Here is a 26721-nt window from a genome sequence, read left to right as displayed (position 1 = left end):
GAGATGATGGTGACCTTGCTAAACCGATACACCGATGTGCCTTTGCGGGGCGCCCGCCAAAGGCCGCTACTGGCGGGGAAGTGGAGAAGGGCGACGCTCTCTATATGCCTGGCTCTGACGGCATGCACTGGGGCGGCTCAGGATCCCAAGAGGCTTGATATTCTCGCCGATACAAAGGCCATGTCGCCTGCCCCGGAAGGACACGTGGCTCCTCTGGTCCGTCCCCTCCAGCTCGTAGAAATGGAGGCGCCGCTTGTCGTCGATTTCGAACTGCGCCCGCCGGGGCCAAGCGCAACTGGCACGTTGTTTCTCGGTCTTCGCGTGAATGCAGAGAGCGCCATCCAGTCGGCTGAGGTCGCCGAAAAAGTCATCGCGGCGGGGCTGGAGGCGGATGTGAGTCTCGTACGAATCGATAACACAGCGCCGGTGGACGTACCGCTGGTTCGCGTCATTTCAAGCGGAAACGCCCCTGCCACGCTTGTCCCCGTAGGACCCGAAGGCCATGTGCGTGGTGTGCGGCGAGATGATGTGGACGATATTTCGATCGAGCAAGTGGGTCGTGCCAGTACCGCTGGGCACTCGAGATACCTTTCCTTTGCATCGGCACAGGACCTTGCGCCAGGCAGATACAGAATCAGCGTACGCATCGGCGAGGCATCTGCTGACTTTTCGGACGTGAATTCAGAGCTGCTGGTGGCCTACAGGCACAGGTCGAAGTAGGAGCGCCTATGGACGGCAGGTACACCCTCTCCGTTTACGTGGCAGCTCCGGGTACACCTCTGCTGGATGGCGGAACCTCAGCTGCTGGCCATGTCTACTACGACATAACACGCGAAACAGACCGCAAGAGCTTCGGCTTTGCGCCCGTAGAGCACGGCATCATCGCCGGGCCCGGCAAGACCCAAGACTCCGATGCAGAGCAGTCCCAGAAGCCCCTCTATAAACGCACGATGGATATCAGCAAGAACTGGTGACACGGGATGCGGCAAATATGCGAACGAGCTGAGCGCGGTTGCCTGTCTCCACCCACAATCCCCGCAATGGATCCGCACAAGAATGCACCTGATGTCTTACTGCCGCCTGCTGGCATGTGCACTCGCCGTCGCACTGAGCGCGGGCGCCTGTGCCCGGCCGCCGTCCACCGAAAACAGTAAGAATCCCGCCATGTCGGACGCCCCCCAGACCGGTCGCACCATCAACGGCCACACCTACACTGATGCTCCCGTGGACGTGAAGCTGGGCCCGAACACCTTCCGTATTCCGGCCAACTACCTCGACAGCCAGATTGCACCTTGGCCGGGCGAGGGCGTGTCGCTGGTGATCGAGTGGCCGGACATGAAGCCGACGGCGCCAGGTGCCCGGGCGAATCCGCGGACCAATGATTTCCGGAAGGAGATTTCGGTGCTCATCAACTACGTTGATCGGGCGCCCATTGAGCGCATGCTGGAACGACTTTCTTCAATGATTCCGTCACCGAGGGCGGCTCCGTAGAAGAAGGGGATCCCCGGGATCGCCTCGATCTGCGCAGGGCGGGTGCTGAGGTGATGGGACTCATCCCGTACGCCATCGACGAATCAAAGATGGCCGCCTACGCCAGAAAGTATGAGGACGCGTACGGTAAGACGCCGGTCCGCAACCCGGCCTTTGAGGGCGACTGGTACGTGTCTCGGCTCACTGATGGAGAATAGACAATGAACCAGGCTCAGCCGCAACGCGGGCAATTCTTCCTGTTGCAACCTGACACGACCCGTGGTGGTCGCGGTCACGGAGTAGTCTTCGAGAACGTCAAGACGCTGCGGACACTACCGCGAATGATCCTACGCCCGGCCAGCGGCGGCTTCCCGACATTGAGCGAAGCACCGCGACTCGTGCACTCGCCAGAACAGGGTGACCCGCCGCAAGACCTTGAGGGTGGGATCAGCGGCTACTGGATGGTTTCGGAAAGACTCCAGCGGGTCCTCTCGCAGGTAGATCCAGATGGCTTCGCGTTCGTTGCGGCTGACTATCGCCTCAGTGACGATAAGAAGGGGCCGCCCTACTACTTGTGTGACGTCATCCGCGAGCTTGATGCGCTGGATGAAGCGTCTTCGAAGCTGACTATAGAACTGAGCGACGAGTTCCCTGCTGGCAAGTTTTATGACCTGACCGGCGGCAGCAGTCTGATATTTCGGAGAGATGCCGTGGGCGCGGCACATGTGTTCAGGACCCCGTACTCGGGTCGCCTCGTCTTCTGTGATCGCCATCTGCGCGATGCCATCATGGACGCAGGCATGGGGACAGAAAAGGAAACATATGGCGTATGGTTTACCGATGCGGCAGATATTTGAAGTCGCAGAGTCCAGGCTGTAGCAAGGTCCATACGCCAGTAGAGGAGACCGACCGCATGAAGCGAAAAGGCACGCACCCGTTTGCTGAAGGCGTGTTCTTCATGTTTGGCCCGGAATCAGAGAGCAATAGGCGGTTTCGCGGTGCGCACCTTGAAAACATCCAGCAACCTCAGGTGGCCCAACGACTGATCCTGCGGCCAGATGCGGGAGGATTTCCGCCACTCAACGGAGTGCCGCGTGTGGTATTCGATCCATCTGAAGGTCCTGCGCCTCGAGACCTGGAAGGCGGCTTCGGCGGCTACTGGCTGGTGTCCGAGCGGCTTCAGCGGGCGATGTCAGTAGTGGATCCTGAAGCGTTCGCTTTCGTTGAATGCGAAGTCCGCCTGGCCGACGGATCAGCCGGACCGCGCCGTTTTTTGTGCGATGTCGTGCGGGAGGTGGACGCACTCGACGAAGAGGCTTCCCAGCTCAGGATCAAGGTCGATGATGACTACGTCCGGGGCAAGTTCTACTCCTTGGGAGGCGGGGCGAGGCTCGTGTTCAAACGCGACATCCTGGCCGGCGCGCATGTGTTCTTGACGCCTTTCAACCCTTCCGCATTCTGCGACAGAACCTTCCGAAGTGCTGTCCAAGCTGCTGGTATCTCGTTGGACGCAGGAGTGAGTGGCATCTCCTTCGTGGATGTGACTGATATCTGACTCACCAACGCGGTCGGAACCAGACCGCCACTTGGAGAGACCATGCAGCCCTTCTGCTGGGTACATGACTGCAGCGTCGATGTCCCGTGTCCATCCAACGGGGACAAGTCCGCGGAAGGCTGCGAACAATGGTGCCGCGTCATTCTGATCGCGGCCCAGCGGTGCCTGGCCGAGGTCAGTCGGTGCTTCCGGGGATCAGCAGATCTGCCAGTATCGGCGCGTCACCGCCGGGCAACAGGGCTTGATCGGCAGGCGATATGCCGATCTCGGTGAGCGCTGCCTGAGAGGTAAAGATGATCTCTCGCGTGTCTTCATCGCTGCGGGACCTTTCGGTGACCGCGTGCAGCACGGCCAGCGAGAACCTGCGCAGGAACGAGAGATCGTCTTCGTCGCTATGGAGATCCTTCTTGAAGGTGAGTATGCGCTTCAGCCTCGCCGGATGAGACATGTCGATCGTATAGACCCACTCGCGCTTGTCGTTCTCCCGCACAAGCCAGTTTGAGCCGCCGCTCAATCCCATGCAGCCGAACTCGTCCTCTCCGCGGTAAAGAAGAAATTCGTACTGGGCAGGATCACTTCCGTCCGGCAGCGGAGCCTGCACCCTCATCAGAAGAATGCGGATACTTCGATCATCAGCGGGCTCGCGCAGGCAACGGGGTTGGAAGTACGTCGGCATGGATTTCTGGCGGAGTGGACTGCCCGGATGATCTCATCAACGTAGTTTGAACGTCACGAGGGCCGAGGTAACGAAGGGGGCCACCCACTGTCCGCTGGTAGAACAGAGCACCAGCGTTGCATCAAAACGCAGCCAGACACGTCGGCTGCGTGGTCGCTGTAGCAGACACTCAAACCACCTCTATCCGCAACCGGATACCCAGCGCCCGCATGGCACCCAGCACGCTGTCGAAGTAGAGCGGGCGGGTACCGCTCAGCTGCCGGCGCATGGCGTCGCTGCTCAGGCCGCACTCGTACGCGACGTGGCTCATTCCGTACAGTTCGGACGCCAGCAGGAGGGATCGCGCGAAAGTCGATTCATCGTAGTTGATCATATGCAGGCGGCCATCCAGGTACTCGGCCATTTCCGCTGCACGCAGGTTGGTGACGCGTGCGTTGGCGAATCTGTTGTCCGGCCCGTTCATGGCTGGCCCCACATGGCATCTGCCGAGGTGCGGACCAGTTCTCGTCCGCAGACGCTCAGCTCTTCGATCAGCAAGCGGCCGAGCCCGTTATCCTGCTGACCGTCCTGCTGCCCCATATGCACCGAGTGCAGCACTTCAAAGATGGAGGCTAGCGCCTGCAGCGTGCGGATGGACACGGCCACATCAGCCTTCCGCTGAGGCTCGGCAGGGCAGCCGCAGGCGGTCAGCGGCACATCAGATTCGGTGTCCCGCACCACGCGCAGGTGCATCACGCGGTGCGCGTTGGTGCGTGACGTCTCGAACTCCTCGAGTCTGCGCTCCAGGCGCTCGATGAAATGCGGCGGGAAGTCGATCATCCGGTCGCCCATCAAGGCATACAGACGCTTTGCGCTGAGGGGGTAGTGTGGATCCATCGGCGTACCTCACAAGGCTTGAGGCCACCTGCGCTAGGGCGCTAGGTGGCGGGCGATGCGGGTTGCCATACCGGGCTACAGAACCAAAAAACCGGCGGATCAGGGATCCCCCACATCGCCCGCCATAAAGCCGGCACACGATGCAGTGCATTCTCCGCCGTGCCCAAAGGGCAAAACAGAGCAAACGGTTCGAGTAGCTACAGGATGGCAATCCCGGCTGACGCTCTTCGTCGCCAGCGCGTCCATACCATCAGCCATAGGCCATTGCGTACATGGGCGAATCTGCAAAAGTGACAGGGCATGGTTCTTCTCAGGCTACGCAAGCGTGTTCCCGGCCCATGGGCACCCGGGGCTCACCGCAACGGCCTATTGCGAACGTGGCGGCGGCCCTTCGCGACACGCGGCCTCACATTATTCTTGCAACTCATCCCCCGGCCGTTGATAAGTTCGCCCCATAGCCACCCAAGGAACCTGCGATGACCCGGACGTCCCCTGTTGCCCTGCTCGCCCTCTGCCTCAGCCCCGCCCTGGCCTTCGCCCAGGCTGATCGCGAGGTCGCCGCAAACATGGTCACCCGCGCCGCCAACGTCTGCCCCGGCCACAGCGCCGAGCGCACCACGCCGACAGTGAACAAGGTGCCGGTTGGCGCACTGCGCGTGATGATCGACCGCGGCCTGGTGATGTGCCCGGACCGCCGGCTGGATGTCTCCGCCCCGGCTGTGTTCTATGGCCGCGTAGGCGTGTTCGCCTGGAACCCGGACGCCGCTGACGCATCGGCGGTGATCGTCAGCAAGATCGATGAGATGACGCGTAAGGACGACTACCCTGTCGAGACGCTGGTCTGGGGTGGCAAGGGCAACGCGTTGACCCAGCAGACCGTGCCGGCGTTTGAAGCGCGCCCGGGCGCGGCGGTGCTTTACAAGCTGCGTTGAGGTGGGGAAAGTTGGGGTGCCGCTCTGAGTGGCATGGCTCAACGGGTATAACGCTTTTCAAGGAGGAAGCATGCCACTCGATTTCCAGTCACGCTTGGGCGCTGCCTACGATGCCGCCAGTGGCATCACCATTCCGGAGCCGCGCACCCTCCTCATGACGATGCCCGATGGCAGCCCGGGAACGGAGTACCAGTACGCGTTCTATCAGAACGGTCGGCGGATTGGCGGCTTGGGGGTGTGGGGACACAACACGACGATCAACCTTGCGGGGCGTGACGTGACCCTGTTGGGTCTTGAGCTCTTTAATAGCCAGATGATCTTGTCGATGCTGAAGCCGAGAGCTTCGATAGAAGATCCGGAAGATCACCTCAGATTCCTGTTTGGCATGGCGCGAGGGCTGGTGAAGGCCCACACCGGTAAGCCAAAAAATGCATGTGATCTGCGCTACGTGGCACTGACAACTGTCGATACTCTGATCAAGTCAGGGTTCGTAGTCCCTAATCCTGAGGTGATCTCCCGCAATGGCAATCTGGTCTTGGCTGAAGAAACAATTCTCTCCACTGCCGGCAGAGACGGTTCGTACGGCCAACCTCACGTTCAGTGACTACGTGCGCGCGACGCTGGAGGGCGCGCATAACGTCAGTGATCAGAGCGCTCTGTCGAGCGAGCAGGTTGAGCGGACGATTCAGTACCTGACCTCGCCGGGCTCAGGGCCTGCTCCCGGTGCGAGCTTTGCCACGTACGTTCTGGAAAAGCTGAAGGAACATCCAGCCAAGCTCCCCTATGGCATGCAATACATCAGCTTTTCCGGCATCGATGGTGTGGGCACGAGCAACTATGTGAGCGCGCTGGCGTATGTGGAAGACGCGCCAGAGCTTTGCGGAACTATGTGTGACACGCCCTGGGGAATGTTCATCGAAGACCTGCGCATCAGTGCAGACCAGCATCCTGATTTCCTGCTGATGGAGCAGGCCCTTGAAGCCTTCATGGAAGAGCAGGGCATCGCGCCCTTCCATGAAAAGTACGCCGGTGCGCTCCATGACATGATGTGGAACGCCGGGTGTGCGGAGTACATCACCAACGCCGTTGCTGCTGGGGGATCACTGCTGGCATTGGTCGAGAACGCTCCGCGTGACGGCAGCTTCAACAGGTTTGAGCTGACTACCCTGCTGACGCTTCCGAACGGAGTCATCAATGGGTATCCGGTGAGTGCGATGTTGCGCAGTTCAAGCGGCTAGTTGGTGTGGCGGACCGCACATCTCTCTGCGTGCGTCGCGGAGCTATCAGGAGCTATGCGGGAGTTCTCCGAGATTCCGAAGAGGATTCAATAGAGGGTCAAAATTGCGCTTCAGACGAATGCCCCGTTTCAGCAGGGCGTAAGATAGTATTGATTGAGATTAACATTGCATAGAATCTTCTGAGGGGCAGGCATGGCGGTCAACTTTGTCATTCGAGAGTATTCGGCGTTCGATGGGGAAAGTGGGATCTCTATCCTGCGTCCCAGGATGCTTCCCTGTGAGCAGCCGGAGGGCGTCGGTTCCATCGAGTACCAGTATGAGTTCAGTCGCCAAGGCGAGCTGGTTGGCGGACTGGGCCTTTTAGGTGATGAACATGTGGACCGCACCTCCGGGCACCCCGTTTGGACCTATACGTTGAACCTAACGCCGGGGCGGGTGGTGCGTGACATACTCCGGCTGAAATCAATATTCGGAAGCGAAGAGGCGGATCCCGTTTTCTTGGAAAGTATCGCTCGTGGGCTCGTGATGGCTTTTGCAGGGCAGACTGCCAATTCAGAAGACGTGCGGTACGTAGCACTTACGAGGCGCGAAACCCTGATCGAGGAGGGGTTGGTTGATCGCCTGGGCAATGCCGCGCCATACGAGGATGAGGTAATACTCGCCGATGTCTTAGTCCCGGCGCGTATAGCCTGAGGATAAACGGATGGCTGATTTCAATTTTGCCGACTTTGCTCAGACGACATTGCGTGGCGCCAAGAATACGGCTGACACATCGCCCATTTCCGTAGAGAAGATGGAGAGGGTAGTCAACTATCTTCACTCCCCAGGGTCCGGTCCGGATGCAACCACGAGCTACGCAGAATTCTTGGAGGCGAAGTTGCGCCTCCATCCCCCGGAGCTTGCAGCCGGAGTCGATTACCTCGCTTTCTCGGGAGTCGATAGCGCGGCTGTAGGGAACTACCAGAATGCGCTGGACTACAAGAGGGATGTGGGTCCAACGGCTGGGATCATAGGTGACACGCGATGGGGGAAGTACATACGGGAGGTGTTTGAGTCGCCTTCGCAGCATCCGGAATTCTCAGTGATGCAGCACAAACTCGAGCGCTTCATGACCTCTCAGGGGGTAGAGCCTTTTGGCAGAGACCATGCCGGCGCCCTTCGAGACATGATGTGGAACGCCGGTAGCTCAAAGTACTTCGAGAACGCCATCGCCACCGGCAAGCCCCTGCTTGCCTTCGTCGAGAATGCACCACCCAATCGCGGCTTCAGCAACTTCGAACTCGGCACTGCGCTCGAGCACCCGGACGTACGCATCAACGGCTACCCTGTAAGTGCCTTCGGCCCCGATCCACTTGCCTTCGTCAGCGCATCCGCTGCGGAGTACCAGGCCTTGGAGCGCACCATCGCACAGCAGGCCACCATCAATAGCGGCCACACCGTCGACGTGGCCCAGGTACGTCGGCACCTCACGCCGATCGAAGGCTGGGATGCGGTAAACAAGACACTCTTCAGCCGGCCCGTGGATGAGTTCCATGCCTTGAACCTGGCTGACATGACGCGCGTGCGCGCGGAGTGGATCGCTGCGCGTCCGCAGTTTGGGTCAGGCCCACGCCTGTATGCCGATGTGCCGGAAATGACGCCCCACGCACCCGGGCAACCCGGCGCGCCGCGTGGTCCACCGGGGGCCGCTGCCGCAGTCGAGATGGCAGGCGATGCCGCACACGGTGCGCGCGTCAGCCCGGGAATGAAGGCCGCGGGCGTGGCGGGTGTCGCGCTTCTGGCACACGACTTCGCCACGTCCGGCCACAAGTGGGTGGAGTTGAACGCGCAGGGCAATGCGGCGGGCGCCGATTCCACCGCTGCGCACTTCATGGGCCGCAACGTGGGCGGCGCGCTGGGCGGCTTCGTCGCAGGGGCCGGGGTTGGGTTCGCTACGGGTTCGTGGACAGGGCCGGGCGCGCTGGCCACGGGCATTGGCGGGGGCGCGGTCGGCGCCTACCTTGGTGAGCGCTGGGCCGACCAGAAAGACATCGAACGCATCTACACCCAGGTCGATCCGATGGGCCGCACGTGGACGCGCGATCCGGCCGATGCCGAGGGCCGCTGGCTGAGTGGCGCGCACCAGCAACAGGTGCAGAGCAGTGATACCGGCAGCGGGGTAGAGGTGCGCCCGGTGCAGGACGCGCAGGGGCAGGACGTCACCTTTCGCGCCGCCTACGTGGCATCGGGCACGCTGGAACGCCAGTTGAACTGGCAGGCTGCACGCGCCTCGTACGAGCTGGGGCTGGCCAATCCGCCGACGCCGCAGGATCCTTATCGGCTCAGCGCCAGCGGCGTGGACGAGCCGCCGCGCGCTCCCTTCGAGAGTGGCCGGGAGTTCGTGCGCGATCCGCAATCGCGCGAGTGGCAGCTTGAGGTCAGGGAGACGCTGGACGGCCGCGTAGCCGTGACGCGGCACGAGGCGGTCTCGCCCGAGCGGGCACTGGCGCTGGATGAGCAATCGCGGACGGTGATCGCCCAGAACGCCGCCAATACGCCCGCTGCGATGGCCGCGCGCTACATGGTGGCGCACGCGCAGGGGCGCTGGAGCGACTTCGGCGGCGCGGACAACCCGTCCATTCCACAGGCGGTCCAACAGGCCCGCGACAACGCCAATACGCTCAGGGCCAGCGATGGCAATGACTACACCCGCCAGGCGGACGGCAGGTGGATCAGCGAGGGCCTGATCTTCGACAGTACGGCCAATCGCAACATGGCCGAGCAGCTGGACGTTACCTGGCGCAGCCAGAACGCCGGTGTCGCGGAAATGGCCGCGATGGCCGACGGGATCCGCTCCAACCTGGAGCTGGCACCGGAGGGCATTCGCGGGCAGGTGGCGGCGCTGTATCAGAAGCACGGTATCGAACGCAGTGAGGCCGAGCTGAGTGCCACATCGGCTGCCGTGGAGCAGAGCCTGGCCAGCAACGGCCGGCCGCCCGACGTGGTGCTGGAACTGATGCCGGATCCACGTACACGCGCGCCGGGTGCGGACAGCGCGATTGCCGCCTTCAGCGATGCGGGTGGCAACCGGATGGTGCTTACCGCGACGACCACGGTTGAAGACATTGCCCGGGTCCAGTCCACCCAGCAGCAGGCATCCGTCGCGCCTGCGCGGGCGGACGGAGCCGTTCCCACCCTGGACACGGTGAGCGTGCGCCCGGAGCAACCGGCGCCCATCCCGGACACACCAGAGCTGCGCATCGAAGCGCTGTCGCCGAAGGAGCAGGACGCGCATCGGCAGGCACTTCATGAAGCGAACCGCCAGGGCGCTGCGACGGCCGATGCACAACAGGCGGCATCCATGGCGGCGCTGATGGCCAATGGTGCGCAGCCAGACCCGGTGCGCACGCCTACGGTGGAAACGGACGTGCAGCGCGAGCGCGAGGTGGGCCGCACGGCGGTGCCGCCCGTGCAGCAGCCTTCCATGGCGCCGGCGCAGGCTGCGGAGACGGCTGCGGCCAGTGCAGTTGCGGCATCAGTGGCGCGGGTGGAGCCTGCGGTTGTGCCAAGGCAGACGCAGGCGCAAACCCAGACACCAGCAGAGACGCAGCGTGCCGCGGCATCAGCCGCAGAAGCAGGCCGTGCAGAGCGCCAGCGCCAGGATGAGCAGCCTGCTCAGCGGCAGGAGGAGGCGGCCAGGGAGCGCGCGTCCATGCAAGCCGAGAACGTGCCTGCCGCGGTGCCCAATACGTCAGCGCAGGTGGCTCAGGCCGAGGGTGAGCAGCGGCGCTCAAGGCCCCCGGCGGAGGCACCCATGGCGGGCGCCCGGGATGCTGTGCCGATTCCTGAACTGACGCACCCGGATGCCACTGACCGCGTGCCGCCAGCTGCCTTGCAGGATGGGCAGCGAGCCGAGCGTACGCCGTCTGCTGAGCAGACCATGCAGGTTGCTCCTGCGCCAGAGGAAGGCATGGCTGGTTGGGCACAAGCAGCGCTGACAGAGACTTCAAATCCTGCCTCGCATTCTGCGCAGGCAGCGGTTCCGCAGGAATCCACGACCACCCACGCGTACGCGCCGTGGCACGACGTCGCGGCTGCCCAGCCGCAGGATCCCACGCAGTCAGGCCACCCCGACTTCCCCATGTACCAGCAGGTACGCCAAGGCGTGGCTGCCCTGGATGCCAGGCACGGGCGCGAATTCGACGCCACCAGTGAGCGTATGACGGCGAGTCTTCTGGTGTTGGCCAAGGAGAATGGTCTGGAGCGCGTGGACCATGTGTTGCTGAGTCAGGCCACCCCCGAAGCGCACGCGGGAAAGAATCTGTTCGTGGTGCAGGGCAGCGTGGACGACCCCGCGCACCTGCGCGCGGGAATGCCCACCGAACAGGCCGCGCAGACGCAGGTACAGGAGTCGCTGCAGCAGTTCGAGGTAGCCAGCCAAGCGCAGGCACAGAAGGCGCTCGAGCAGCAGCAAGGCCTGCAGGCACAGCAGGGCCAGGCGCAGCAGGAAGACGCGCAGGCGCGCGCGATGGGGATGCGCTAGGGGGCGTTTTCGATCAGAGCGACTCCACCACGCCTTCTACCCGGTCGAAGCGTCTCTCCGCCAGGTCGCTGCGGCGGATCCAGAACGTCGCTTGCCCGCAGTCGCCAAGCTTGAGATCAATCGCGTCGTCGTTGGCCAGCTGCAGCAGACACACCGGATCCTCCTCGATCATCGCGCCGGTATTCTGCAGCAGCACCGCATGCCCCAGCATCTGGTGAATCACGGCCCGGCTTCGTGAGCCATAGCCTGCAGCACAATGGCGGGAATCTTCTTCGAAGGGCAGGTGATTCGATTCCATTGCCTGGTAAAGCTCTCGCGGAACCAGCTGGGCAACGTCGGTTGATCCGCCTGCGCGTGCCACGATCGACAGCGCGCCCCGGGTGAAGGCAGACGCGATGATATCGCCCGTCACGGAGCCCTCGCCGTGCTCCCCAGCCAGGCCCACGATCCATTCGCGGAACGCCAGCGCGTCGTCTGCAGGGCAAGCCTGGTCCGGTCCTATCTGCCTGCCGCGTTGCACCCATTGCAGGGCATCGCGCATCAGCGCCTCGCTATCCTCCAGACGCGCGCAGCGACACGCCAGCGTGCGTGCGATGTCTTCCATCATGATCCCTGCGTACGGGAAATCCTTCTGCATGCGAAGCCACGCCACGGGAAAGTTCCACGGCATGGGTGCGGGACGTTCCCACGGTTTCGCGGACTGTGCGCCGGGTACCTGGCCGATTGCCGCAGCAGCGGCACCGAGCCGGAGCGCGCTGACCCTGCGACTGTACGCGTCGTAGTCCGGGTCGGCGTCACCTTCCGGAATCATGTCCCACTCCGGCCAGGTGTCCAGCCGATGCGCGAGGAGTGGCCATTCGGTATGCAGGCGCGGCCCGTCCTCGCCTGCCAGTTGCGGCCAGGGAAAGGTCGAAGACCGGTCGCTCGCCACGGCAGACAGGATCGGTTGCAGTGCTGGTGGGGGCTCCGTTTGCGGGGTATCGGCTGGCACGTCTTCTGCATAGAGCACGCGCACGCTGGTGCCAGGTTCATCGCCATCCCATATCTGCTCCTCTGCGTTGACGGCGAAGAAGAACAGCATCCCTTTATCCGGCATTGCATCATCCACGCGCGGCAGTTCAGAGCAGTCGATCTGCGCAAGGAAATGCATGGGCGTTTCCTCGCCATAATGCATGCCCAATGGCCAGTCCAGCGTTGCCGGCAACTGTGGCTTCCCGCCCAATCGGCTTCGCACGTTGGGGAAGGCGCTGGGAGGGTAGGGACGCTGCAGCAGGATGCCGGGAGCGCGGTGGCTGGCGAGCAGGGCATCCAGCGCTTCTTCACCGGGGAAGTCGCGTGTGTCTGCGTCAAAGGGTGAGGGTGGAATAGTTGTCATTGAACAGCCTCCTGGCCATCTGCGTGCATACGGTTGGCGTGATCTACAGCTGCCCCGCGTGTGCCGGCGGGACGTCGTTTACTCAACCGTTATCCGGGTGGAAATCCTGACCGTGCGGAATGCCCAGCAGGCCCCGCAGCACCCAGCCCAGGCTGAATACAAACGCCCAGAATACAGCCAGGTACGACACCAGCTTGAGGCCTTGGCGCTTCATCGCTGTCATGCGAGCTTCTTCATAAATTTTGTCGATCTCCGCACCGTCGGCGGCGGGCAGCTTGAAGTCCGCGCGGATGGCCTTCTTGTAGGCGCTGATCTCTTCGCGGAAGTTGGTCGCGCCATGCACGCGTCCATCCGCGTCGCGTTTGAACGGCACCACGGCCTCCACGTTGCCGTTCGCATTGACGATGTTGACCGGCATCAGACAGACATGGACATGCGTAGTGCGACCTTTGGGAGTCTGCGTGCTGAAGTAGGTGGACGCGGCGTCCTTGATCGGGCAGCCCGCCGTGGTGCGTACGAAGGGCTCGCCGGGACCGGTGAGGCGGTAGTGGGTGGCCACGTAAGGCTCGCTGGACAGCACGTTTCCCACTGCAATCACGACGGCTACTGCCGTGACCAGCAGTGCGATGCGCCGTCCGCCTTCGAACAGGTTGAACTTCATGCCAATCCTTGGATGAGGAGCTGCAGGCATCCTAACATTGGGGGCTTTATGGTGTGCCTTGTGCCGCCGAGAGCCAGGTCGCAGGTGGTGGGTCCGGCCCCGGAGTTGTAAGGGTTCAGACGTTCATCACTCGGTGCTGAGCCGCTTCCCTTATGCTCCCCGACGTAAGGAAATCAGAACGTCCGCCAGTCCGTGCGGGCACGCCTAGAACAGGAATGCATCATGCTGAACACGACATCAGGGCGTCTTCGAAATGCCGCGTTGGCTGTCGCATTGGCAGTGCTTGCTGGCTGTAGTGGTTCGGCGCCTTCGCCGCCTCCAGTGACGCCTCTTGATGCCGCGCAGGCCGCTGCGCGTACGCAGGTGCCGCTGACGCGTCCTGTCGCGCTGGATAAGCCGGGTGTGATTGCGGATCTGGAGTTTGATCTGCCGCCGCCTGGGCCCTATGCGGATTCGACGCTGATTGTTGGGATCCGGATCGAGGAACAAAAGGCCAAGGCCATGCTTGCGCGCTCCCGCATGCTCGTACAAGGCGGGCTTCCCGCCAAGGTCAAGCTGCAGAGACTGGACGGTACGCAGGCTGCTGATATAGCCCTCACGCGTATCGGCGATGACCTCAAGGAACGAATTTCATTGGACGCCGATGGCCTGACGCCTGGTGTGCGGCAGGAAAGTGTCAATGGTGCAATGTTGCGCGACGCGGGACTGATCGAGCAGGGGGTCATCTACACCGTATTTTCATTCGGATTTACTGTAGATCCTCCGCCCGGGAGATATCACTTGAGGGTTGAGCTGCTGGAGGAGCGAACCCAGCTGAAGGACCAGCAGGCCGACCTGATCATTGCTTACAGCGGGAAGTCGAAATAGCCATGGACAAGAATGAGCCCTACACCGTGACCATCTACGTCGCGGCTCCAGGAACAAAGCAGCTTGACCCGCAACAACCGGGCGTCGTGCGTGGAACGTCTGTGACGGGTCATATGTACTTGGAGACAGCGCACGGAGATGATCGAGCAAGCGTCGGCTGGCAACCAGACGGACCCATCCCGGGCGGCGGCTACTCGGGGACTCCTGTCACAAGCGATGTGCGTACCTACGCCGATCCCTACTACGCCCGAACGATCGAGGTAACACAGGCGCAGTTCGAGAAGATACGAGAGTTCTCGACTTCCCCTCAGGAGCATGGATTCGATCCTGTCTACAACGCATTTACGAACAGTTGCACGGACTTTGCATGGGGCGCTCTGAACCACGCCGGACTTCACGCAAATTTAGGTCCAGTTCCCTTCAAGGGCTTCGAGGGCATCTTGCAGCCCACGAAGAACATTCCCGCCATCGAGAGCATCAAGGCGCCCTTCCCGGACAGCGATCTGAACAAGGTCGAGCGTAACCCCATGCCGGAACGCGATTGGAAGCAGTTCCTGCTGTCCGACAACGACCGGGCGATGATGGACCAAGTGAACCGCGGCGTGGCCTCCCTGGATGCTTCCCACGGCCGCTCCCCGGACGAAGCCAGCGAGCGCATGTGCGGTAGCCTGTTCTGCTTGGCAAAGGAAAACGGCCTGTCCCGCGTGGACCACGTACTGCTCAGCCAAGCCAATGAGCAGGGTCACGCAGGCACCAACGTGTTCGTCGTCCAGGGCGATCCGTCAGACCCGGCGCACCTGCGTGCCAGCATGCCCACTGCGGTCGCAGCGCAGACGCCCGTGCATGAATCTAAGGAGCAGGTGCAGCACATCAGCCAGTCGCAGCAGCAGCCGGCCATGCAGGAACAGAGCCAGGTGCAGGAACAGCAGGCTGCCGTGCAGCGGATGGGGTGACGCTGTAGCGGCGACTTCAGCCGGATATTTTTTGTTCCTCAGGTCGTGCGGAACAAGGTCGACACTACGCGTCGCACGTGCCGCGACGGCGAATCTCGGCGATCAGTTCGGTGGCATCTTCTACCGTAACAAGAAGGTCGAAATCGCGGCGAGTCGGGATCAGTACCCGGTTGTTGCTGCCTCCTACTACAGCGAAGACCGGCCTTCCGTTGCGTCTGGTGAAGTGGCCCACGCACAACCCGGGCAAGCCTATTCCGTTCTTCCGCCACTTCAGCCTGACAGCGTCCCCATCGCCCAACTTGCGAGCCTGGTCTGAATCCAGTTCGGAAAGCGGAAGAGTCACGCGGTAGGGCAGAACGCCAACCCGGATGGTCGACTCAGTCAGCACCACACGGGCACGGGCCATCGTCAATACCAGCATGCAAAGCAGCCCGGCTGACACAGCGCCGGCGAGGACGATTCCGCCTGTCGGAGAGGCTGCCATGAAAGAGGCGCCGAGCAGAACGCAGAGGACTGTAATGGACGAGATGGACTTCCAGTTCAGCAGCCCGGTAGAGAAAACTCGCGTGGGAGCATCCAGGCGCGCAGTGTCCATATTTATCGGCATCCTGATCACGGGTGATCAGGGTTGCTCGGGTCGCCCTGAGTGGCTTCCGGGAATCGCTCAATACTTGCTGAGTTTGTAGGGGCGCCTCATGCGCCCAATCAAGTTGGTACCGTGACGCTCATCACTTCCCGATGAGGCGCTTCCCTTATCCTCGGCAGGGCAAGGAAAACCAGACCGCCCGCCACTCGGTGGGGGCAAGCCACGAATAGGGATGCATCATGTTGAAACCGGCATCAGGACGCCTTCAGAGCACTGCGCTGGCTGTCGCATTAGCAGCGCTTGCTGCCTGTAGTGGTCCGTCCCCTGCGCCGCCGCCCGTAGCGCCTCTTGATGCCGCACAGGCTGCCGCACGTACGCAGGTTCCGCTGACGCGGCCTGTAGCGTTGGACGAGCCGGGCGTGATTGCGGATATGGAGTTTGATCTGCCGCCGCCCGGGGAGTTGGCGTGGTCGTCGTTGATCATCGGGGTGCGCATCGAGGGAACGGAAGTGAAATCCTTCATTGCCCACTCCGACCTGATCGTCCGCGGCCGACTGCCGGCTCGGGTCAAATTGCAGCGCATCGAGGGTCAGGAGCGCGTTGATGTGCCGCTGATTCGGATTGGACCTGACCTGAAGGAGCGCATTCCCCTTGGCCCGGACGGATTCACGCCGGGTGTCAGGGCGGCCGGTCTGGATGGGACGATGCTTTACGAGGCAGGTTTAGAGCGCGAGGGCGTGCTGTCTAAAATTCTCTCTTTTGCCCGTGCCGCTAACCCGCCTCCAGGTAGATATCACCTTCGTATCGAGCTTTTGGAGCCGCGCCCGCAGTTGCAAGGGCGTCCGGCGGAGCTGATTCTCGGATACAACGCAAGAGCAAAATGAATATGAGCCAGTCCGATCGCTACACCGTGACGATTTACGCCGCAGCACCTGGCACGCCCTTGATCAATCCGGAGCAGCCTGACGCGCCCCGTGAGGCATCTCTCACAGGTCATATGTATCTGCGTGTCGACAACGGCGAAGAGAAGGAGAGCATGGGTTGGCAACCCGACAAGCGGGTCGGTGATGTCTACATGGGAAAAGTGTCGCCCTTCGACGCTGAGAGCTACGTACAACCGTATTACGCGCGGACAATTGAGATCACTCAGGAGCAATACGAGAAGATTCGTGAGTTCGGCGAGGCGCCAGCGAGCTTTGGCTTCGACCCGAAGTACGACGCCTTCTCCAATGGCTGCACCGACTTCACCTGGGGCGCATTGAACCACGCCGGACTGCACATGCAGGTCGGGCCCATCCCGATCGAGCGGCACGAGGGCGCAATGAAGCCCTTGAACAACATTCCCGCTATCGAGAGCATCAAGGCGCCCTTCCCGGACAGCGATCTGAACAAGGTCGAACGCAACCCGATGCCCGAACGCGATTGGAAGCAGTTCCTGCTGTCCGACAACGACCGCGCGATGATCGATCAGGTGAACCGCGGCGTTGCCTCGCTGGATGCCATGCATGGCCGCACCCCGGACGAGAACAGCGAACGCATGTGTGGCAGCCTGTTCTGCCTCGCCAAGGAGAACGGCCTGTCCCGCGTGGACCACGTGCTGCTCAGCCAAGCCAACGAGCAGGGTCACGCAGGCACGAACGTGTTCGTTGTCCAGGGTGATCCATCAGATCCCACCCACCTGCGCGCCAGCATGCCCACCGCCGTCGCTGCGCAGACGCCGGTAAGTGAATCGATGGAGCAGGCGCAGCACATCAGCCAGTCGCAGCAGCAGGTGGCTATGCAGGAACAGAGCCAGGTGCAGGAACAGCAGGCCGCCGTGCAGCGGATGGGGTGAGCGGGCCGCGCCGCTTTCGGCTGCCGCAAACTGCTGTTCCCAGCCTGTGCCGACCAAGGTCGGCACTACCGGCCGTCCATCACGCCGAAGATGTATTTTATCCGGAGTACTCTGGAATGCCGATGCGATCAATCAAGCTTGTCCTGTCAGCACTGATGCTCTGTAGTTCGGGCGCAATGCTGGTTGCCTGCCAGCCAGCACAGGCGCCGGATACTGCGGCTCGAACTGGCCCTGTGACGCCGCGTGAGGACGTCGTGCCTCTGGTCAGGCCCTTGTCGCTGACTGCGATGGACGAGCCGTTGATCGTGGAGTTCGAGCTTCCGCCTCCAGGACCAAATTCGAATACGACGCTCACTCTGGGTCTTCGAGTCTTTGGCGCGGACGATGCTGCTTCGGCGGCGGTGGCGCGTACCGTAACGGAGTCAGACCTCCAGGCAGAGCTTAAACTGGTCCGCCTTGGCGTCGGGAACGAAGCGCCGATTTTGCTGACCCGCAGGGAGTACCGAGGTCACGACGCATCGCAGATCGTTCCGGTAGGTGTGGACGGACGGGTGCCGCAGGTCGTACTTACCAGCATCGACACAACAGCTGTAGAACAGGCGGGTATCCCCATCAGGGCTTCGAGCAGCAGGACCTTGGCGTTTGCCTGGGCACCTGATGTGGCTCCCGGCACCTACAGGCTGGAGTTGAAACTGATCGCTCCAGATCCTGAGCTCGCATCGATAGAAAGCGAACTTCTACTTGCGTACCAGCACAGGTCCAAGTGAGGACATCAAATGGCTGACAGGTATACCCTTTCCATCTACGTTGCCGCCCCTGGAACTCCCCTTCGTGCAGGAGGCACGTCTGATGCCGGGCACGTCTACTACAGCATTTCTGACGGTGCAAAAACTACGAGCTATGGGTTCTCCCCTATTGCTCATGGGGTCGTGTCCGGACCGGGTGACGTCGGGAACAGTGATGTGGACGACTACAAGGATCCGTTCTATACGCGCACCATGGAGATCAGTAAAGAGCAGTTCGGGAAGCTCCGTGAATTCGGTGACACGCCCGAAGCACATGGTTTCAACAAACAGTACAACGGCGCGTACAACAGTTGCATCGACTTCGCATGGGGCGCGCTGAACCACGCGGGCCTGCATCGTACGAACCTGGTCTTCATGCAGGATCGCGACTTCGAGGGCTCCCTCAAGCCGCTCAGCAACCAGCAGTACATCCGCAGCATCCTGGCGCCATATCCGGACAGTGAGCTGAACAAGGAGGAGCGCAACCTGATGCCGGAGCGCACCTTCCTGCAGCGCTTCATCAGCGAGCAGGATCTCCCAGCCGGTGATCGTGAAATGCTTGAGTCCATCCGGGGAAAAGTCGCCGTGATCGATGAGCAGCACGGCCGCACCCCTGACGAAACCAGCGAACGCATGGGCGGCAGCCTGTTCTGCCTGGCCAAGGAGAACGGCCTGTCCCGCGTGGACCACGTGCTGCTCAGCCAAGCCAATGAACAGGGCCACGCAGGCACCAACGTGTTCGTTGTCCAAGGTGATCCAACAGACCCTGCTCATCTGCGCGCCAGCATGCCCACCGCGGTCGCTGCGCAGACGCCGCTAAGTGAATCAATGGAGCAGGCACAGCAGATCAGCCAGTCGCAGCAGCAGGTGGCCGTGCAGGAGCAGAGCCAGGTGCAGGAACAGCAGGCCACCGTGCAGCGGATGGGGTGAGGCCCGCCTACGCGAATGGGGCCATGTAGAGCCGACTTCAGTCGTCTGCTTTGAGGTTCTTCAAGCTGTGCCGACCAAGGTCGGCACTACAGGTGCTGCCGATGCTCATGCGGGTCATCGTTCCATCCCAGCGCCGCCGCGAGCTCGCCTGAGATCCATTGGCAGACGGGGAACCAGGCCAGCGTAAAGATCAGCGAAAGGCCTGACAGCGAGGAGGGGAGCATCCAGGACAGCATTCCGCCGCCAAGGAAAATTGCGAAAAAGAATAGATGGATGATCGCCTTTCGCCTGCCGTGAGTGGTCATTGGTGGTTCGCCTTGAACGCATCCACTTTGCCGCGCCGCAAGAGATCCATTTCCCTCTCACCCAGCGCCTGAACCAGCCATTGAGTTTCGATTGACTCAGGCATGCACGTTCCTTCGTAGCTGGGGTTGACCTTGATGATCGTCGGCGGACGCCTTGCTTGGTGTCAACTACCTCACGTGGGCGTTATCAATCTGCGCACGTACGCCATCCTCCATCTGTTTCCAGTCCTTCAGCCAGGTGCGCTGGTAGCTCATCTGGATGAACAGATTCCGCTTGGCATCGATGAAGTAGTGGATGCAGCCGGCGAGCTGCGCGGGGTCCATCGCGGCGATGGTGGGGTCGTTGCGCCCGCTGAGCGAGGGCTGCAGGGCCTTTGGGGGATCGCATGAGATGAAGGTGCCCAACCTGCCATCGGCGGACTTGGCGATGTACCAGTCCGATTCATGCCCGGGCGTGCGCGTCAGGGCTTTTTTGTAGCGGGCCTGGTAATCGCGGGCGTAGGCCGCCATCAGCTGTTCGTCGATCGCGTAGGGTTCCAGTCCCCACTGCGGTGGCTGTTGCAGGCGCAGCTCCAGGCGCTCGCGTGGATCGCGCCGCTCCAGGGAGCCTGCTGCGCTGCTGCCGTCATTGACCAGCTTGCGTTCCAGCATCGCCGTCGCCGATAGGCCTTCAGGGGATTCGATGGTGATCGGCACCTCGGCCAGCATTGCCAGCACCGCAGCCGCGCCCCGCAGGTTCGAGTCGGTGACGCGTGGGGCCATGGTCGGCGCGATGAGCGTGAGCTCCACCGGGCCCCGCGCGGGCGGCGCTTCGTCACCTGCCAACTCGCTCAATCGCCAACGGTAGGCCTGCGTGCCCAACACCACCACAGCACTCCCGGGCGCATTGGCCGCGTGCGCGCAGGAGAGTGATCCGGCAAGGAGGATCGGAACCAGCAGCGCCCTGTAGTTTACTGATGCACGTGCCATGGGAAATCTCCACTCAGGTTGGTCCGATGGACTATGGAGATCGCTTGATGGACGAAAACCTGCTGGTCATCGATAAGGGCAACAGGTGCGTGCCAAGCGCCGTGGAAGGCACCGTCCACGCGTGATTGGCAGTGCGATTCCCGCGCTGCCTCGCTGCAACGGGTGCGCTGGTCCCAGGAACAGCGGGCCGTGCATGTGCCGAGGACCGACTAAAGTCGGCCGCCGCCGGGGAGGTCGCGTCCACGCAGCTGGGTTACCATGTCGTCCTCAGCCAGCCTGCCCACGCACTCGTCGTGTGGCCGGCCGCTTCGGTGTTTCTGCACTGCATACGCGGCCGCGCGAGCCAAGGATCTTTCCTGACTCACACAAGGACGCTGCAATGAATTCGATCTCCCCCAAGACCCCGGGCATGGCCCGTCGCTGCACCGTTGCTGCCCTGGCCGTGGCGATTGCCATCGGCATGGGCGCACCCGCAGCCTACGCGGCCACGCCGGCCGTCAGCAGCGCTGCCGCCGTGCAGCGCAGTGCCGTGGCGCAGGGCCTGTACGAGCTGGCCTACAGCGCCCGGCAGAACGCGGTGTACGTGGCCTCTTCGGGCGGCTTCGGCGATGGCGCCGGTCCGGCCCAGGTGCTGAAGCTGGACCCGGCCACGTTGGCCGTGCAGGCCACCATCCCGCTGGAGCGCAAGGGCTTCGGCGTGGTGCTGGACGATGCCAATGACCGCCTGTACGTGGGCAATACCGTGGACACCTCGGTAACGGTGGTCGACACCGCGCAGGGCAAGGCGCTCGGCATCGTGCAGCTGATGGAAAAGAAGGTGGGCAAGGACGGCAAGGCCAGCTACACCCACGACCTGCGCGAGCTGGTGGTGGACCGCGCCAACCACCGCCTTTACGTCACCGGGCACTCCGGCGAGGGCAGTGTGCTGTTCGTGGTGGACACGCAGTCGCTGAAGCTGCTGGACACCATTCCGGGGCTGGGCAACGCAAAGGCACCTGGCCTGGCATTGGATGCCGCCAACAAGCGCGTGTACACCAGCAACCTGCTGGGCGAAGTGGTGGTGGTAGGTACCGATACCGGCAAGGTGGAGCAGCGCTACAAGGTCACCGCCGAGCAGCCGATGAACATCGCGCTGGACCCGGCCGGCCCACGGCTTTTCATCACCGACCAAGGGTCGGAGATGATCCGCAAGTACCAGGGCAGCAGCATCGAAGGTTTCGCTTCCACGCACCCCGGCAAGCGCGTGCTGGTACTGGACCGCACCACCGGCAAGGAACTGGCCAGCATCCCGGCCGACGCCGGCACCCTGGGCATCCTGCTGGACGCACCGCGCAAGCGCCTGTACGTGACCAACCGCGAAGCGGGCACGGTGACCGGCTATGACAGCGACAGCTACCAGAAGACCGGCGAGTGGTCAGTGCCCACGCACCCGAACAGCCTGGCACTGGATGCCGAGAACAACGTGCTGTACGTGAGCGTCAAGAACGGCGACAAGGAAGAGAAGGGTGCGCATGAAAGCGTAGCCCGCATCGCCCTGTAACGGGTATCAACGGGCCAGAAGGGGGCGGTGACGACCGTTGGTCGTCACTGATCCTTCCGGCGCCGGTGCTTTGGTAGGTGCGGACTTCAGTCCGCACGCTTTTCTTGCGCGAAGCATCATCCGCAAAGCAGCCACCTACGGATAGTGGTCGACCGACAGCTCCGGTGACATCTCGGCCACGCGCCTCATGTCACCAGTTGCAAGCATGAAGCCGCTGGACCTGAGCAGGCATCACCGCATGCCATGTACGCAAAGAGGCCGAGACGGTTTCATCAGGCTGCATCGGCGCTCCTTGACTGCCGCAGCGGGCGCGTCGTAATCAAGATCATGAGTCCGGTAGTGACGGCTGCTGGCCGTCAAACGCGTCCTGCTCGATGCCTGAAATCTATCGGCACGCAAGAGGGCGCACATCTGCTTGATACGAGGAAATCAGTCACAGCATCAGCGCGGCCAGGTAGCAAACAATCGACTCCCAATCTGAGGGGTTTCCTTGCATGTTGACGGCAATTTTAATGACAGCGGTAGCGATTGGTCCCCACTCTGGTACCCATTATCACGACGTTGTAGCGCAACAGGATGGTTCGGGTCAGTACATCATTCGCACTGCGCAGATGCCCGATTTTTCGGGCGGGTCAGTCACCGTGGAACAGCGCCTGCGTGTGTTGCCGGGTGGAGAATACGAAGTGGATTCCGACCAGCAATCAGCAGCCACAAAGGTTTACCACCAAGCGCTTTGCCTCGAAGAAGGAATGATCCCCAAGCCCGGTCGCAGCGTGTTGTCGGGTGATGCTGCTGTGGGAGCTTGGCTGTGCATGAGCGACGATTCCGATGTTGGCGAGGCGGAGTCTATGTCCGATCTCACAGGTCCCACCGAAGAGATCGGCAGCCGAAGCACGGACTACGCAATCGCGGTCGCACCGTCAGGCGCTGCGCAGGTCAATCAGAACTTCTTCGCGCGCGGTAGCATCAGGGTGCAGAGTTCTGTTGCTGGTCAGATCTCGTACCACATAGGAGTTGACGGGGGTCGCTGCATAATCAGAGACATTCAGTTTTACTCGAAGCCTTTCACGCACACGGTCAATGGCGGCGTAAGTTGCATAGCGTATCGACAGGGATTCTTGTCAACGGAGGCGGCAGGCTGCGTTCCGAAGGCCTGCTCGCGGAATGCGGGAACATACAGTATCCGCTGAGCGGGGGGCGACCCCTCGGCGAAGATCAACGGCGGAGGAGTCAGTGACGTCCACTGAGCGTCATACCCCGTAGGTGCGGACCTCGGTCCGCACGTTCCAAAGCGAAGGTTTATTCGTGCAAAAGCCCAGCCGACTGAAGTCGGGTCTACCCGGCGTTGGCTTCTAGGCGGTCAGCCGCGGCTTGTGCTCGCACCGCGGGTACCCGGAGCACGAATGGAAGTCACCGTACTTACCGGTCTTCTTCACGATGACGCCGGTACCGCATGCGGGGCACCGCTGTTCCTTCACCGGCGTCCCGTCCAGCATGGTGACCTGCACCGCGCCATCCCGTTCCAGCTCATCCAGGAATGCCGAGCGCTTGCCGGAAACAGTGAACATCGCCACCGAGCGCCGTGCCCGCGTCAACGCCACATAGAACAGCCGCCGTTCTTCGCCCAGCGGATACGTATCACCACTGGGCATCGCCAGCGACAGCACATCATCGTCCGCGCGCAGGTTGGGGAAGGCGCGGTCCAGCAGCGCCGGCAGGATCACCACGTCCGCTTCCATGCCCTTGCTGCGGTGGGCGGTAAGGAAGCTGACCTCCAGCGTGGCGCCGAAACGTGAGCGCCAGTTGCCGGGCAGGTAGGCACGGTCGGCGTTGTAGCGGCCCAGCACGAACACGCTGAGCTTGCCGTCGCGGCCTGCCGGCATCGGCCCGGTCAGGCACGCTTCGTGCAGCTGCTGCAGGTACTGGCCCACGGCATCGCTGAGCTGATCACGCGCGGCAACCTGGAACGCCTGCAACACCGGCCCATGGCTCGGCGTGCTTGACCATACGTGCTTGCGGATCTGCGCCGGGTTGGCGCTGATGAAGCGGCTGGACACATCGCACAGGGCCTGCGGGCAGCGGAAGGTCTGCTCCAGTCGCAACACCTGCCCGTGGCCGAACCACTCGCTGAAGCGGGTCATCACCGAGACGTCGGCACCGGCGAAGCGGTTGATCGACTGCCAGTCATCGCCCACCGCGAAAAAGTACGTGCCCGGCTGCTGCACCAAGGCACGGCACAGGCGCGCGCGGGCGCGCGATGCATCCTGGAATTCGTCCGCCATCACCAGCGTATACGGCGATGCATGGCGGCCTTGTTCCAGGTGCTCCGCGGCCTGGTTGAGCATGTCCTCGAAGTCGATGGCGTGCTCTGCATCCAGCGCGTCGTCCCACGCTTGCAGCACTGGTCCGGCGATCTCCAGGAAGCGACGGTAGCGCTCCTTGAACTGGTCGTCGGGCATTTCGCGCAGTCGCGCGGCCATGTCATCCAGGCCGAGGCAGTTGCTCTTGGCATGGCTGATGAGGGTGCGCATCAGGCCGATCAGCTCGGCATCGGGCATCGGCTTCTGGCCGTCATCCGGTATGTCGCGGTCCGGGTTGGGATCGACCGTCACGCCCCCTGTGGCCAGTGCCTGCCCCAGATCGTCGAAGGCCCAGCCCATGCGCAGGTCGTGCGAGCTGGTGTCCAGATGAGGGCCTTCTGCGTGCGGCAGCGGATCGGTGTCCGCGCCGCCATGCCGGTGATGCAGCCCCGCATCCGGGTAATAGAACTGCGTGGGCTGTGCGTGGAAGGCCTCCTCGCCTGCGTCGAAGCGCTGGCTGCGGTCGTACGCATAACGCACGCCGTTGTAGAACAGCCAGTCGGCCAGGATGCAGTCTTCCACGCTGCGCACGCGCTCGCCCTGCAGGGTGCGCACGTAGCCGCTGCCGTCCTTGTCCCAGCCGTCGGCATCCATCGCACCGCCCTGCGCCGGCAGGTCGCGGCCGAACACCAGCCGGAACATGTCCCAGCGGGTGCGGAAGGCGTGCGAACGGTCCTTCAGCTGGTCGATGAGGTCGGCCAATCGATGGAAGCCGAGCGTGGCATCCACCGCCCAGTCGGGCACCTCCGGCCGGCGTCCGGTGACACTGGCGATGATCGCCAGGCCGAGTGCGTGGAAGGTGCGCGCCTGCACCACGCTGTCGCCCATGCCGAGGCGGGCGAACGCGCGATCGGTGCGCTGCTGCAGTTCGCCAGCGGCTTCCTTGTTGAAAGCCAGCAGGACGATCTGGCGGGGTTCAGCGTAACCGCGCTGGATGGCATAGGCGGCCTTGGCGACCATGGTGGAGGTCTTGCCGGAACCGGCGGCAGCTACTACCTGCACGCGGTTGTCGAAGCAGATCACCGCGTGCGCCTGTTCGTCGGTGAGCGGGCGGCTTTCAACGCGGTCCAGCAGGGGGCGCGCTGCGTTGCGTTCGGTGGCGAGGATCTGCGCGTTGACGGCTTCGCAGGCCGCGCTCCAATCCTGTTCCCACAGCTCCAGTTCGATCAGCGCCGATTCGCGTTCGTCCTCATCCAGCGGCAGGTCAGCATCATGGAACAGCGCGTGCAGCGCGGTGGGTGAGAGACCCATCGCGGGACGCGCGGCCAGCAGGGCCTGCTGGTCGTCGTGACTGATCCAGCGCCGTTGCGCGCGGCGCTCGGTCAGCAGTTCCTCCGCTTCACCGTTCCACTGCCGCATCAGGTCGAGGCTATGCAGGAACGCCGGGCCACGTTCACGCTGGTCCTGTGCCTGTTCGGCTGTGTGCAGGGCCCTGGTGAGGGTGCTGGCATCGGCATGGGAGAGGCCGTCCAGCGTGATCGTCGGGCCTTCGCGGCGCTGTACCACGACGCTGGCCCACAACAGGCCGCGCTTAACGGATAGGCGCGCATCGAAGCCGAGGGTGTGCCGGTGGATGGCATCGCCGAGGTGGATCACCACGTCCTCGCCGTCCAGGTGCAGTTCCCATGCGGTGGAGCGGGGTAGAGCGAGGGCCAGGCGCGAAGGTTTCCAGTGCTGCGTCATGCGTACTGCGGTCCTGCGGGATCGGTGTTTCAACGGTGTTGTCATGATAGGGCAGCGTGGAGGTGTGCGCGCGGCGGACATGTTTTGGTAGCGCCGAAGGCAGCGGCAGGAGCCGATGCCAACGTCGCCTGCGACGGCCCACAGGGTGCCGGTCAGGATGACCGGCATAGCCGTGCTCGGCGGGATGCCTGCACCGCGCGGTGCGCTCGCCGACCATGGGTCGGCGCTACCAAAGCAGGTTCGAGCGATGTGCAGGTGATCACGCGGCAGGTTCGCGGGGTGCAGGTGGTTCGGCGGGGAACGTGGACGGCAGACTGGTAGCGCCGAGCCGTGCTCGGCGGGATGCCTGCACCGCGCGGTGCGCTCGCCGACCATGGGTCGGCGCTACCAGATCAGGTTCGCGCGATGTGCAGGCGATCACGCGGCAGGTTCGCGGGGTGCAGGTGGTTCGGCGGGGAACGTGGACGGCAGACTGGTAGCGCCGAGCCATGCTCGGCGGGATGCCTGCACCGCGCGGTGCGCTCGCCGACCATGGGTCGGCGCTACCAAAGCAGGTTCGCGCGATGTGCAGGCGATCACGCGGCGGGTTCGCCCGGCGCAGGCG

The 26721-nt window shown here is 62.8% G+C and carries 26 protein-coding genes and 1 pseudogene; 18 read left to right on the top strand and 9 right to left on the bottom strand.

The features are described from left to right. The first annotated feature begins 204 nt into the window (after positions 1 to 204). The 5 genes and pseudogenes from ACI2JH_RS09545 (at position 205) to ACI2JH_RS09525 (ending at position 3025) form a co-directional block, all read left to right on the top strand. Complete coding sequence (locus tag ACI2JH_RS09545; protein ID WP_157825157.1) at positions 205 to 720, top strand: hypothetical protein; 516 nt, start codon at positions 205 to 207, stop codon at positions 718 to 720. 8 nt (positions 721 to 728) lie between these two features. Then, the gene (locus ACI2JH_RS09540) at positions 729 to 974 is read left to right on the top strand and encodes a hypothetical protein (RefSeq protein WP_101099780.1); all 246 of its coding nucleotides are present in this window, start codon (positions 729 to 731) and stop codon (positions 972 to 974) included. 82 nt (positions 975 to 1056) lie between these two features. Further along, positions 1057 to 1682, top strand: a pseudogene (locus ACI2JH_RS09535) (hypothetical protein); the annotation flags it as partial. Between the two features lie 9 nt (positions 1683 to 1691). Next, positions 1692 to 2327: a DUF1629 domain-containing protein gene (locus tag ACI2JH_RS09530; RefSeq protein WP_404736060.1), complete on the top strand. Its 636-nt coding sequence runs from the start codon at positions 1692 to 1694 to the stop codon at positions 2325 to 2327. 56 nt (positions 2328 to 2383) lie between these two features. Beyond that, positions 2384 to 3025 carry an imm11 family protein gene (locus ACI2JH_RS09525; protein WP_404736059.1) on the top strand — a complete coding sequence of 214 codons (642 nt, stop codon included), beginning with the start codon at positions 2384 to 2386 and terminating at the stop codon, positions 3023 to 3025. Between the two features lie 175 nt (positions 3026 to 3200). Here the strand turns inward: ACI2JH_RS09525 and ACI2JH_RS09520 are convergent, their stop codons facing one another. The 3 genes from ACI2JH_RS09520 to ACI2JH_RS09510 all read right to left on the bottom strand — a co-directional run bounded on the left by ACI2JH_RS09520 (position 3201) and on the right by ACI2JH_RS09510 (position 4577). Then, positions 3201 to 3701: a hypothetical protein gene (locus ACI2JH_RS09520; RefSeq protein WP_404736058.1), complete on the bottom strand. Its 501-nt coding sequence runs from the start codon at positions 3699 to 3701 to the stop codon at positions 3201 to 3203. Positions 3702 to 3870: 169 nt separating this feature from the next. Next, entirely contained in the window at positions 3871 to 4164 is a 294-nt protein-coding gene (locus ACI2JH_RS09515; protein WP_182657253.1) for a hypothetical protein, read from the bottom strand. Further along, positions 4161 to 4577 (bottom strand): hypothetical protein, encoded by a 417-nt coding sequence (locus ACI2JH_RS09510; protein WP_404736057.1) that lies wholly within the window; start codon positions 4575 to 4577, stop codon positions 4161 to 4163. Before ACI2JH_RS09510 ends, ACI2JH_RS09515 begins: the two co-directional genes overlap by 4 nt. A gap of 476 nt (positions 4578 to 5053) precedes the next feature. On the opposite strand from ACI2JH_RS09510, the gene ACI2JH_RS09505 reads away from it, so the two are divergent. From ACI2JH_RS09505 to ACI2JH_RS09485, 5 genes are all read left to right on the top strand, one after another. After that, positions 5054 to 5509 (top strand): hypothetical protein, encoded by a 456-nt coding sequence (locus ACI2JH_RS09505; RefSeq protein ID WP_404736056.1) that lies wholly within the window; start codon positions 5054 to 5056, stop codon positions 5507 to 5509. Between the two features lie 70 nt (positions 5510 to 5579). Further along, positions 5580 to 6113, top strand: coding sequence for a hypothetical protein (locus ACI2JH_RS09500; protein ID WP_404736055.1), 534 nt, complete (start codon positions 5580 to 5582; stop codon positions 6111 to 6113). Beyond that, entirely contained in the window at positions 6031 to 6747 is a 717-nt protein-coding gene (locus ACI2JH_RS09495; RefSeq protein ID WP_404736054.1) for a hypothetical protein, read from the top strand. The genes ACI2JH_RS09500 and ACI2JH_RS09495 overlap by 83 nt, the downstream gene beginning before the upstream one ends. Positions 6748 to 6939: 192 nt before the next feature. Further along, the gene (locus tag ACI2JH_RS09490; protein WP_404736053.1) at positions 6940 to 7440 is read left to right on the top strand and encodes a hypothetical protein; all 501 of its coding nucleotides are present in this window, start codon (positions 6940 to 6942) and stop codon (positions 7438 to 7440) included. A 10-nt stretch (positions 7441 to 7450) separates the two neighbouring features. After that, positions 7451 to 11269: an XVIPCD domain-containing protein gene (locus ACI2JH_RS09485; protein WP_404736052.1), complete on the top strand. Its 3819-nt coding sequence runs from the start codon at positions 7451 to 7453 to the stop codon at positions 11267 to 11269. A gap of 13 nt (positions 11270 to 11282) precedes the next feature. Here the strand turns inward: ACI2JH_RS09485 and ACI2JH_RS09480 are convergent, their stop codons facing one another. Then, a complete protein-coding gene (locus ACI2JH_RS09480) occupies positions 11283 to 12644 on the bottom strand; it encodes a DUF1963 domain-containing protein (protein WP_404736051.1) in 1362 nt (453 codons plus the stop codon). Positions 12645 to 12726: 82 nt separating this feature from the next. Next, the gene (locus tag ACI2JH_RS09475) at positions 12727 to 13305 is read right to left on the bottom strand and encodes a hypothetical protein (RefSeq protein ID WP_404736050.1); all 579 of its coding nucleotides are present in this window, start codon (positions 13303 to 13305) and stop codon (positions 12727 to 12729) included. Positions 13306 to 13527: 222 nt separating this feature from the next. On the opposite strand from ACI2JH_RS09475, the gene ACI2JH_RS09470 reads away from it, so the two are divergent. After that, positions 13528 to 14172, top strand: a complete 645-nt coding sequence (locus ACI2JH_RS09470; protein ID WP_404736049.1) for a hypothetical protein — start codon at positions 13528 to 13530, stop codon at positions 14170 to 14172. A 2-nt stretch (positions 14173 to 14174) separates the two neighbouring features. Further along, complete coding sequence (locus ACI2JH_RS09465) at positions 14175 to 15125, top strand: XVIPCD domain-containing protein (RefSeq protein ID WP_404736048.1); 951 nt, start codon at positions 14175 to 14177, stop codon at positions 15123 to 15125. Between the two features lie 64 nt (positions 15126 to 15189). Here ACI2JH_RS09465 and ACI2JH_RS09460 read toward each other — a convergent pair whose 3' ends face one another. Then, positions 15190 to 15720, bottom strand: a complete 531-nt coding sequence (locus ACI2JH_RS09460) for a hypothetical protein (protein ID WP_404736047.1) — start codon at positions 15718 to 15720, stop codon at positions 15190 to 15192. 410 nt (positions 15721 to 16130) lie between these two features. On the opposite strand from ACI2JH_RS09460, the gene ACI2JH_RS09455 reads away from it, so the two are divergent. The 4 genes from ACI2JH_RS09455 (at position 16131) to ACI2JH_RS09440 (ending at position 19260) form a co-directional block, all read left to right on the top strand. Then, positions 16131 to 16595 (top strand): hypothetical protein, encoded by a 465-nt coding sequence (locus ACI2JH_RS09455; protein WP_404736046.1) that lies wholly within the window; start codon positions 16131 to 16133, stop codon positions 16593 to 16595. Positions 16596 to 16597: 2 nt separating this feature from the next. Next, positions 16598 to 17545 carry an XVIPCD domain-containing protein gene (locus ACI2JH_RS09450; protein WP_404736045.1) on the top strand — a complete coding sequence of 316 codons (948 nt, stop codon included), beginning with the start codon at positions 16598 to 16600 and terminating at the stop codon, positions 17543 to 17545. 122 nt (positions 17546 to 17667) lie between these two features. After that, positions 17668 to 18312: a hypothetical protein gene (locus tag ACI2JH_RS09445; RefSeq protein ID WP_404736044.1), complete on the top strand. Its 645-nt coding sequence runs from the start codon at positions 17668 to 17670 to the stop codon at positions 18310 to 18312. Between the two features lie 9 nt (positions 18313 to 18321). Next, positions 18322 to 19260 carry an XVIPCD domain-containing protein gene (locus ACI2JH_RS09440; protein ID WP_404736043.1) on the top strand — a complete coding sequence of 313 codons (939 nt, stop codon included), beginning with the start codon at positions 18322 to 18324 and terminating at the stop codon, positions 19258 to 19260. An 86-nt stretch (positions 19261 to 19346) separates the two neighbouring features. Here ACI2JH_RS09440 and ACI2JH_RS09435 read toward each other — a convergent pair whose 3' ends face one another. Further along, positions 19347 to 19565, bottom strand: a complete 219-nt coding sequence (locus tag ACI2JH_RS09435; RefSeq protein WP_404736042.1) for a hypothetical protein — start codon at positions 19563 to 19565, stop codon at positions 19347 to 19349. Positions 19566 to 19733: 168 nt separating this feature from the next. Further along, on the bottom strand, positions 19734 to 20534 hold the full coding sequence (locus ACI2JH_RS09430) for a hypothetical protein (RefSeq protein ID WP_404736041.1): 801 nt from the start codon (positions 20532 to 20534) through the stop codon (positions 19734 to 19736). 379 nt (positions 20535 to 20913) lie between these two features. On the opposite strand from ACI2JH_RS09430, the gene ACI2JH_RS09425 reads away from it, so the two are divergent. Both ACI2JH_RS09425 and ACI2JH_RS09420 read left to right on the top strand, forming a co-directional pair. Then, on the top strand, positions 20914 to 22074 hold the full coding sequence (locus ACI2JH_RS09425) for a YncE family protein (protein WP_404736040.1): 1161 nt from the start codon (positions 20914 to 20916) through the stop codon (positions 22072 to 22074). Positions 22075 to 22568: 494 nt separating this feature from the next. Continuing rightward, positions 22569 to 23264: a hypothetical protein gene (locus ACI2JH_RS09420; RefSeq protein ID WP_404736039.1), complete on the top strand. Its 696-nt coding sequence runs from the start codon at positions 22569 to 22571 to the stop codon at positions 23262 to 23264. A gap of 162 nt (positions 23265 to 23426) precedes the next feature. On the opposite strand, the gene ACI2JH_RS09415 is transcribed toward ACI2JH_RS09420, so the two are convergent. Continuing rightward, positions 23427 to 26117 carry a UvrD-helicase domain-containing protein gene (locus tag ACI2JH_RS09415; protein WP_404736038.1) on the bottom strand — a complete coding sequence of 897 codons (2691 nt, stop codon included), beginning with the start codon at positions 26115 to 26117 and terminating at the stop codon, positions 23427 to 23429. Positions 26118 to 26721: the final 604 nt, after the last annotated feature.

Origin of the sequence: Stenotrophomonas sp. NPDC078853, from assembly GCF_044901215.1 — a bacterium.
Classification (GTDB): Bacteria; Pseudomonadota; Gammaproteobacteria; order Xanthomonadales; family Xanthomonadaceae; genus Stenotrophomonas; species Stenotrophomonas lacuserhaii.
The sequence above is the reverse complement of the archived record's forward strand: the minus strand, read 5'-3'. Positions and strand labels throughout refer to the sequence as shown.

What these genes read in the sequence shown, in the direction of transcription:
- ACI2JH_RS09460 (WP_404736047.1), bottom strand. Translation starts at nt 15,720, where the DNA reads ATGGACACTGCGCGCCTGGATGCTCCCACGCGAGTTTTCTCTACCGGG.
- ACI2JH_RS09540 (WP_101099780.1), top strand. Translation starts at nt 729, where the DNA reads ATGGACGGCAGGTACACCCTCTCCGTTTACGTGGCAGCTCCGGGTACA.
- ACI2JH_RS09495 (WP_404736054.1), top strand. Translation starts at nt 6,031, where the DNA reads ATGGCAATCTGGTCTTGGCTGAAGAAACAATTCTCTCCACTGCCGGCA.
- ACI2JH_RS09480 (WP_404736051.1), bottom strand. Translation starts at nt 12,644, where the DNA reads ATGACAACTATTCCACCCTCACCCTTTGACGCAGACACACGCGACTTC.
- ACI2JH_RS09520 (WP_404736058.1), bottom strand. Translation starts at nt 3,701, where the DNA reads ATGCCGACGTACTTCCAACCCCGTTGCCTGCGCGAGCCCGCTGATGAT.
- ACI2JH_RS09415 (WP_404736038.1), bottom strand. Translation starts at nt 26,117, where the DNA reads ATGACGCAGCACTGGAAACCTTCGCGCCTGGCCCTCGCTCTACCCCGC.
- ACI2JH_RS09500 (WP_404736055.1), top strand. Translation starts at nt 5,580, where the DNA reads ATGCCACTCGATTTCCAGTCACGCTTGGGCGCTGCCTACGATGCCGCC.
- ACI2JH_RS09490 (WP_404736053.1), top strand. Translation starts at nt 6,940, where the DNA reads ATGGCGGTCAACTTTGTCATTCGAGAGTATTCGGCGTTCGATGGGGAA.
- ACI2JH_RS09445 (WP_404736044.1), top strand. Translation starts at nt 17,668, where the DNA reads ATGCGATCAATCAAGCTTGTCCTGTCAGCACTGATGCTCTGTAGTTCG.
- ACI2JH_RS09440 (WP_404736043.1), top strand. Translation starts at nt 18,322, where the DNA reads ATGGCTGACAGGTATACCCTTTCCATCTACGTTGCCGCCCCTGGAACT.
- ACI2JH_RS09505 (WP_404736056.1), top strand. Translation starts at nt 5,054, where the DNA reads ATGACCCGGACGTCCCCTGTTGCCCTGCTCGCCCTCTGCCTCAGCCCC.
- ACI2JH_RS09420 (WP_404736039.1), top strand. Translation starts at nt 22,569, where the DNA reads ATGTTGACGGCAATTTTAATGACAGCGGTAGCGATTGGTCCCCACTCT.
- ACI2JH_RS09430 (WP_404736041.1), bottom strand. Translation starts at nt 20,534, where the DNA reads ATGGCACGTGCATCAGTAAACTACAGGGCGCTGCTGGTTCCGATCCTC.
- ACI2JH_RS09515 (WP_182657253.1), bottom strand. Translation starts at nt 4,164, where the DNA reads ATGAACGGGCCGGACAACAGATTCGCCAACGCACGCGTCACCAACCTG.
- ACI2JH_RS09530 (WP_404736060.1), top strand. Translation starts at nt 1,692, where the DNA reads ATGAACCAGGCTCAGCCGCAACGCGGGCAATTCTTCCTGTTGCAACCT.
- ACI2JH_RS09525 (WP_404736059.1), top strand. Translation starts at nt 2,384, where the DNA reads ATGAAGCGAAAAGGCACGCACCCGTTTGCTGAAGGCGTGTTCTTCATG.
- ACI2JH_RS09470 (WP_404736049.1), top strand. Translation starts at nt 13,528, where the DNA reads ATGCTGAACACGACATCAGGGCGTCTTCGAAATGCCGCGTTGGCTGTC.
- ACI2JH_RS09465 (WP_404736048.1), top strand. Translation starts at nt 14,175, where the DNA reads ATGGACAAGAATGAGCCCTACACCGTGACCATCTACGTCGCGGCTCCA.
- ACI2JH_RS09425 (WP_404736040.1), top strand. Translation starts at nt 20,914, where the DNA reads ATGAATTCGATCTCCCCCAAGACCCCGGGCATGGCCCGTCGCTGCACC.
- ACI2JH_RS09475 (WP_404736050.1), bottom strand. Translation starts at nt 13,305, where the DNA reads ATGAAGTTCAACCTGTTCGAAGGCGGACGGCGCATCGCACTGCTGGTC.
- ACI2JH_RS09450 (WP_404736045.1), top strand. Translation starts at nt 16,598, where the DNA reads ATGAGCCAGTCCGATCGCTACACCGTGACGATTTACGCCGCAGCACCT.
- ACI2JH_RS09485 (WP_404736052.1), top strand. Translation starts at nt 7,451, where the DNA reads ATGGCTGATTTCAATTTTGCCGACTTTGCTCAGACGACATTGCGTGGC.
- ACI2JH_RS09435 (WP_404736042.1), bottom strand. Translation starts at nt 19,565, where the DNA reads ATGACCACTCACGGCAGGCGAAAGGCGATCATCCATCTATTCTTTTTC.
- ACI2JH_RS09510 (WP_404736057.1), bottom strand. Translation starts at nt 4,577, where the DNA reads ATGGATCCACACTACCCCCTCAGCGCAAAGCGTCTGTATGCCTTGATG.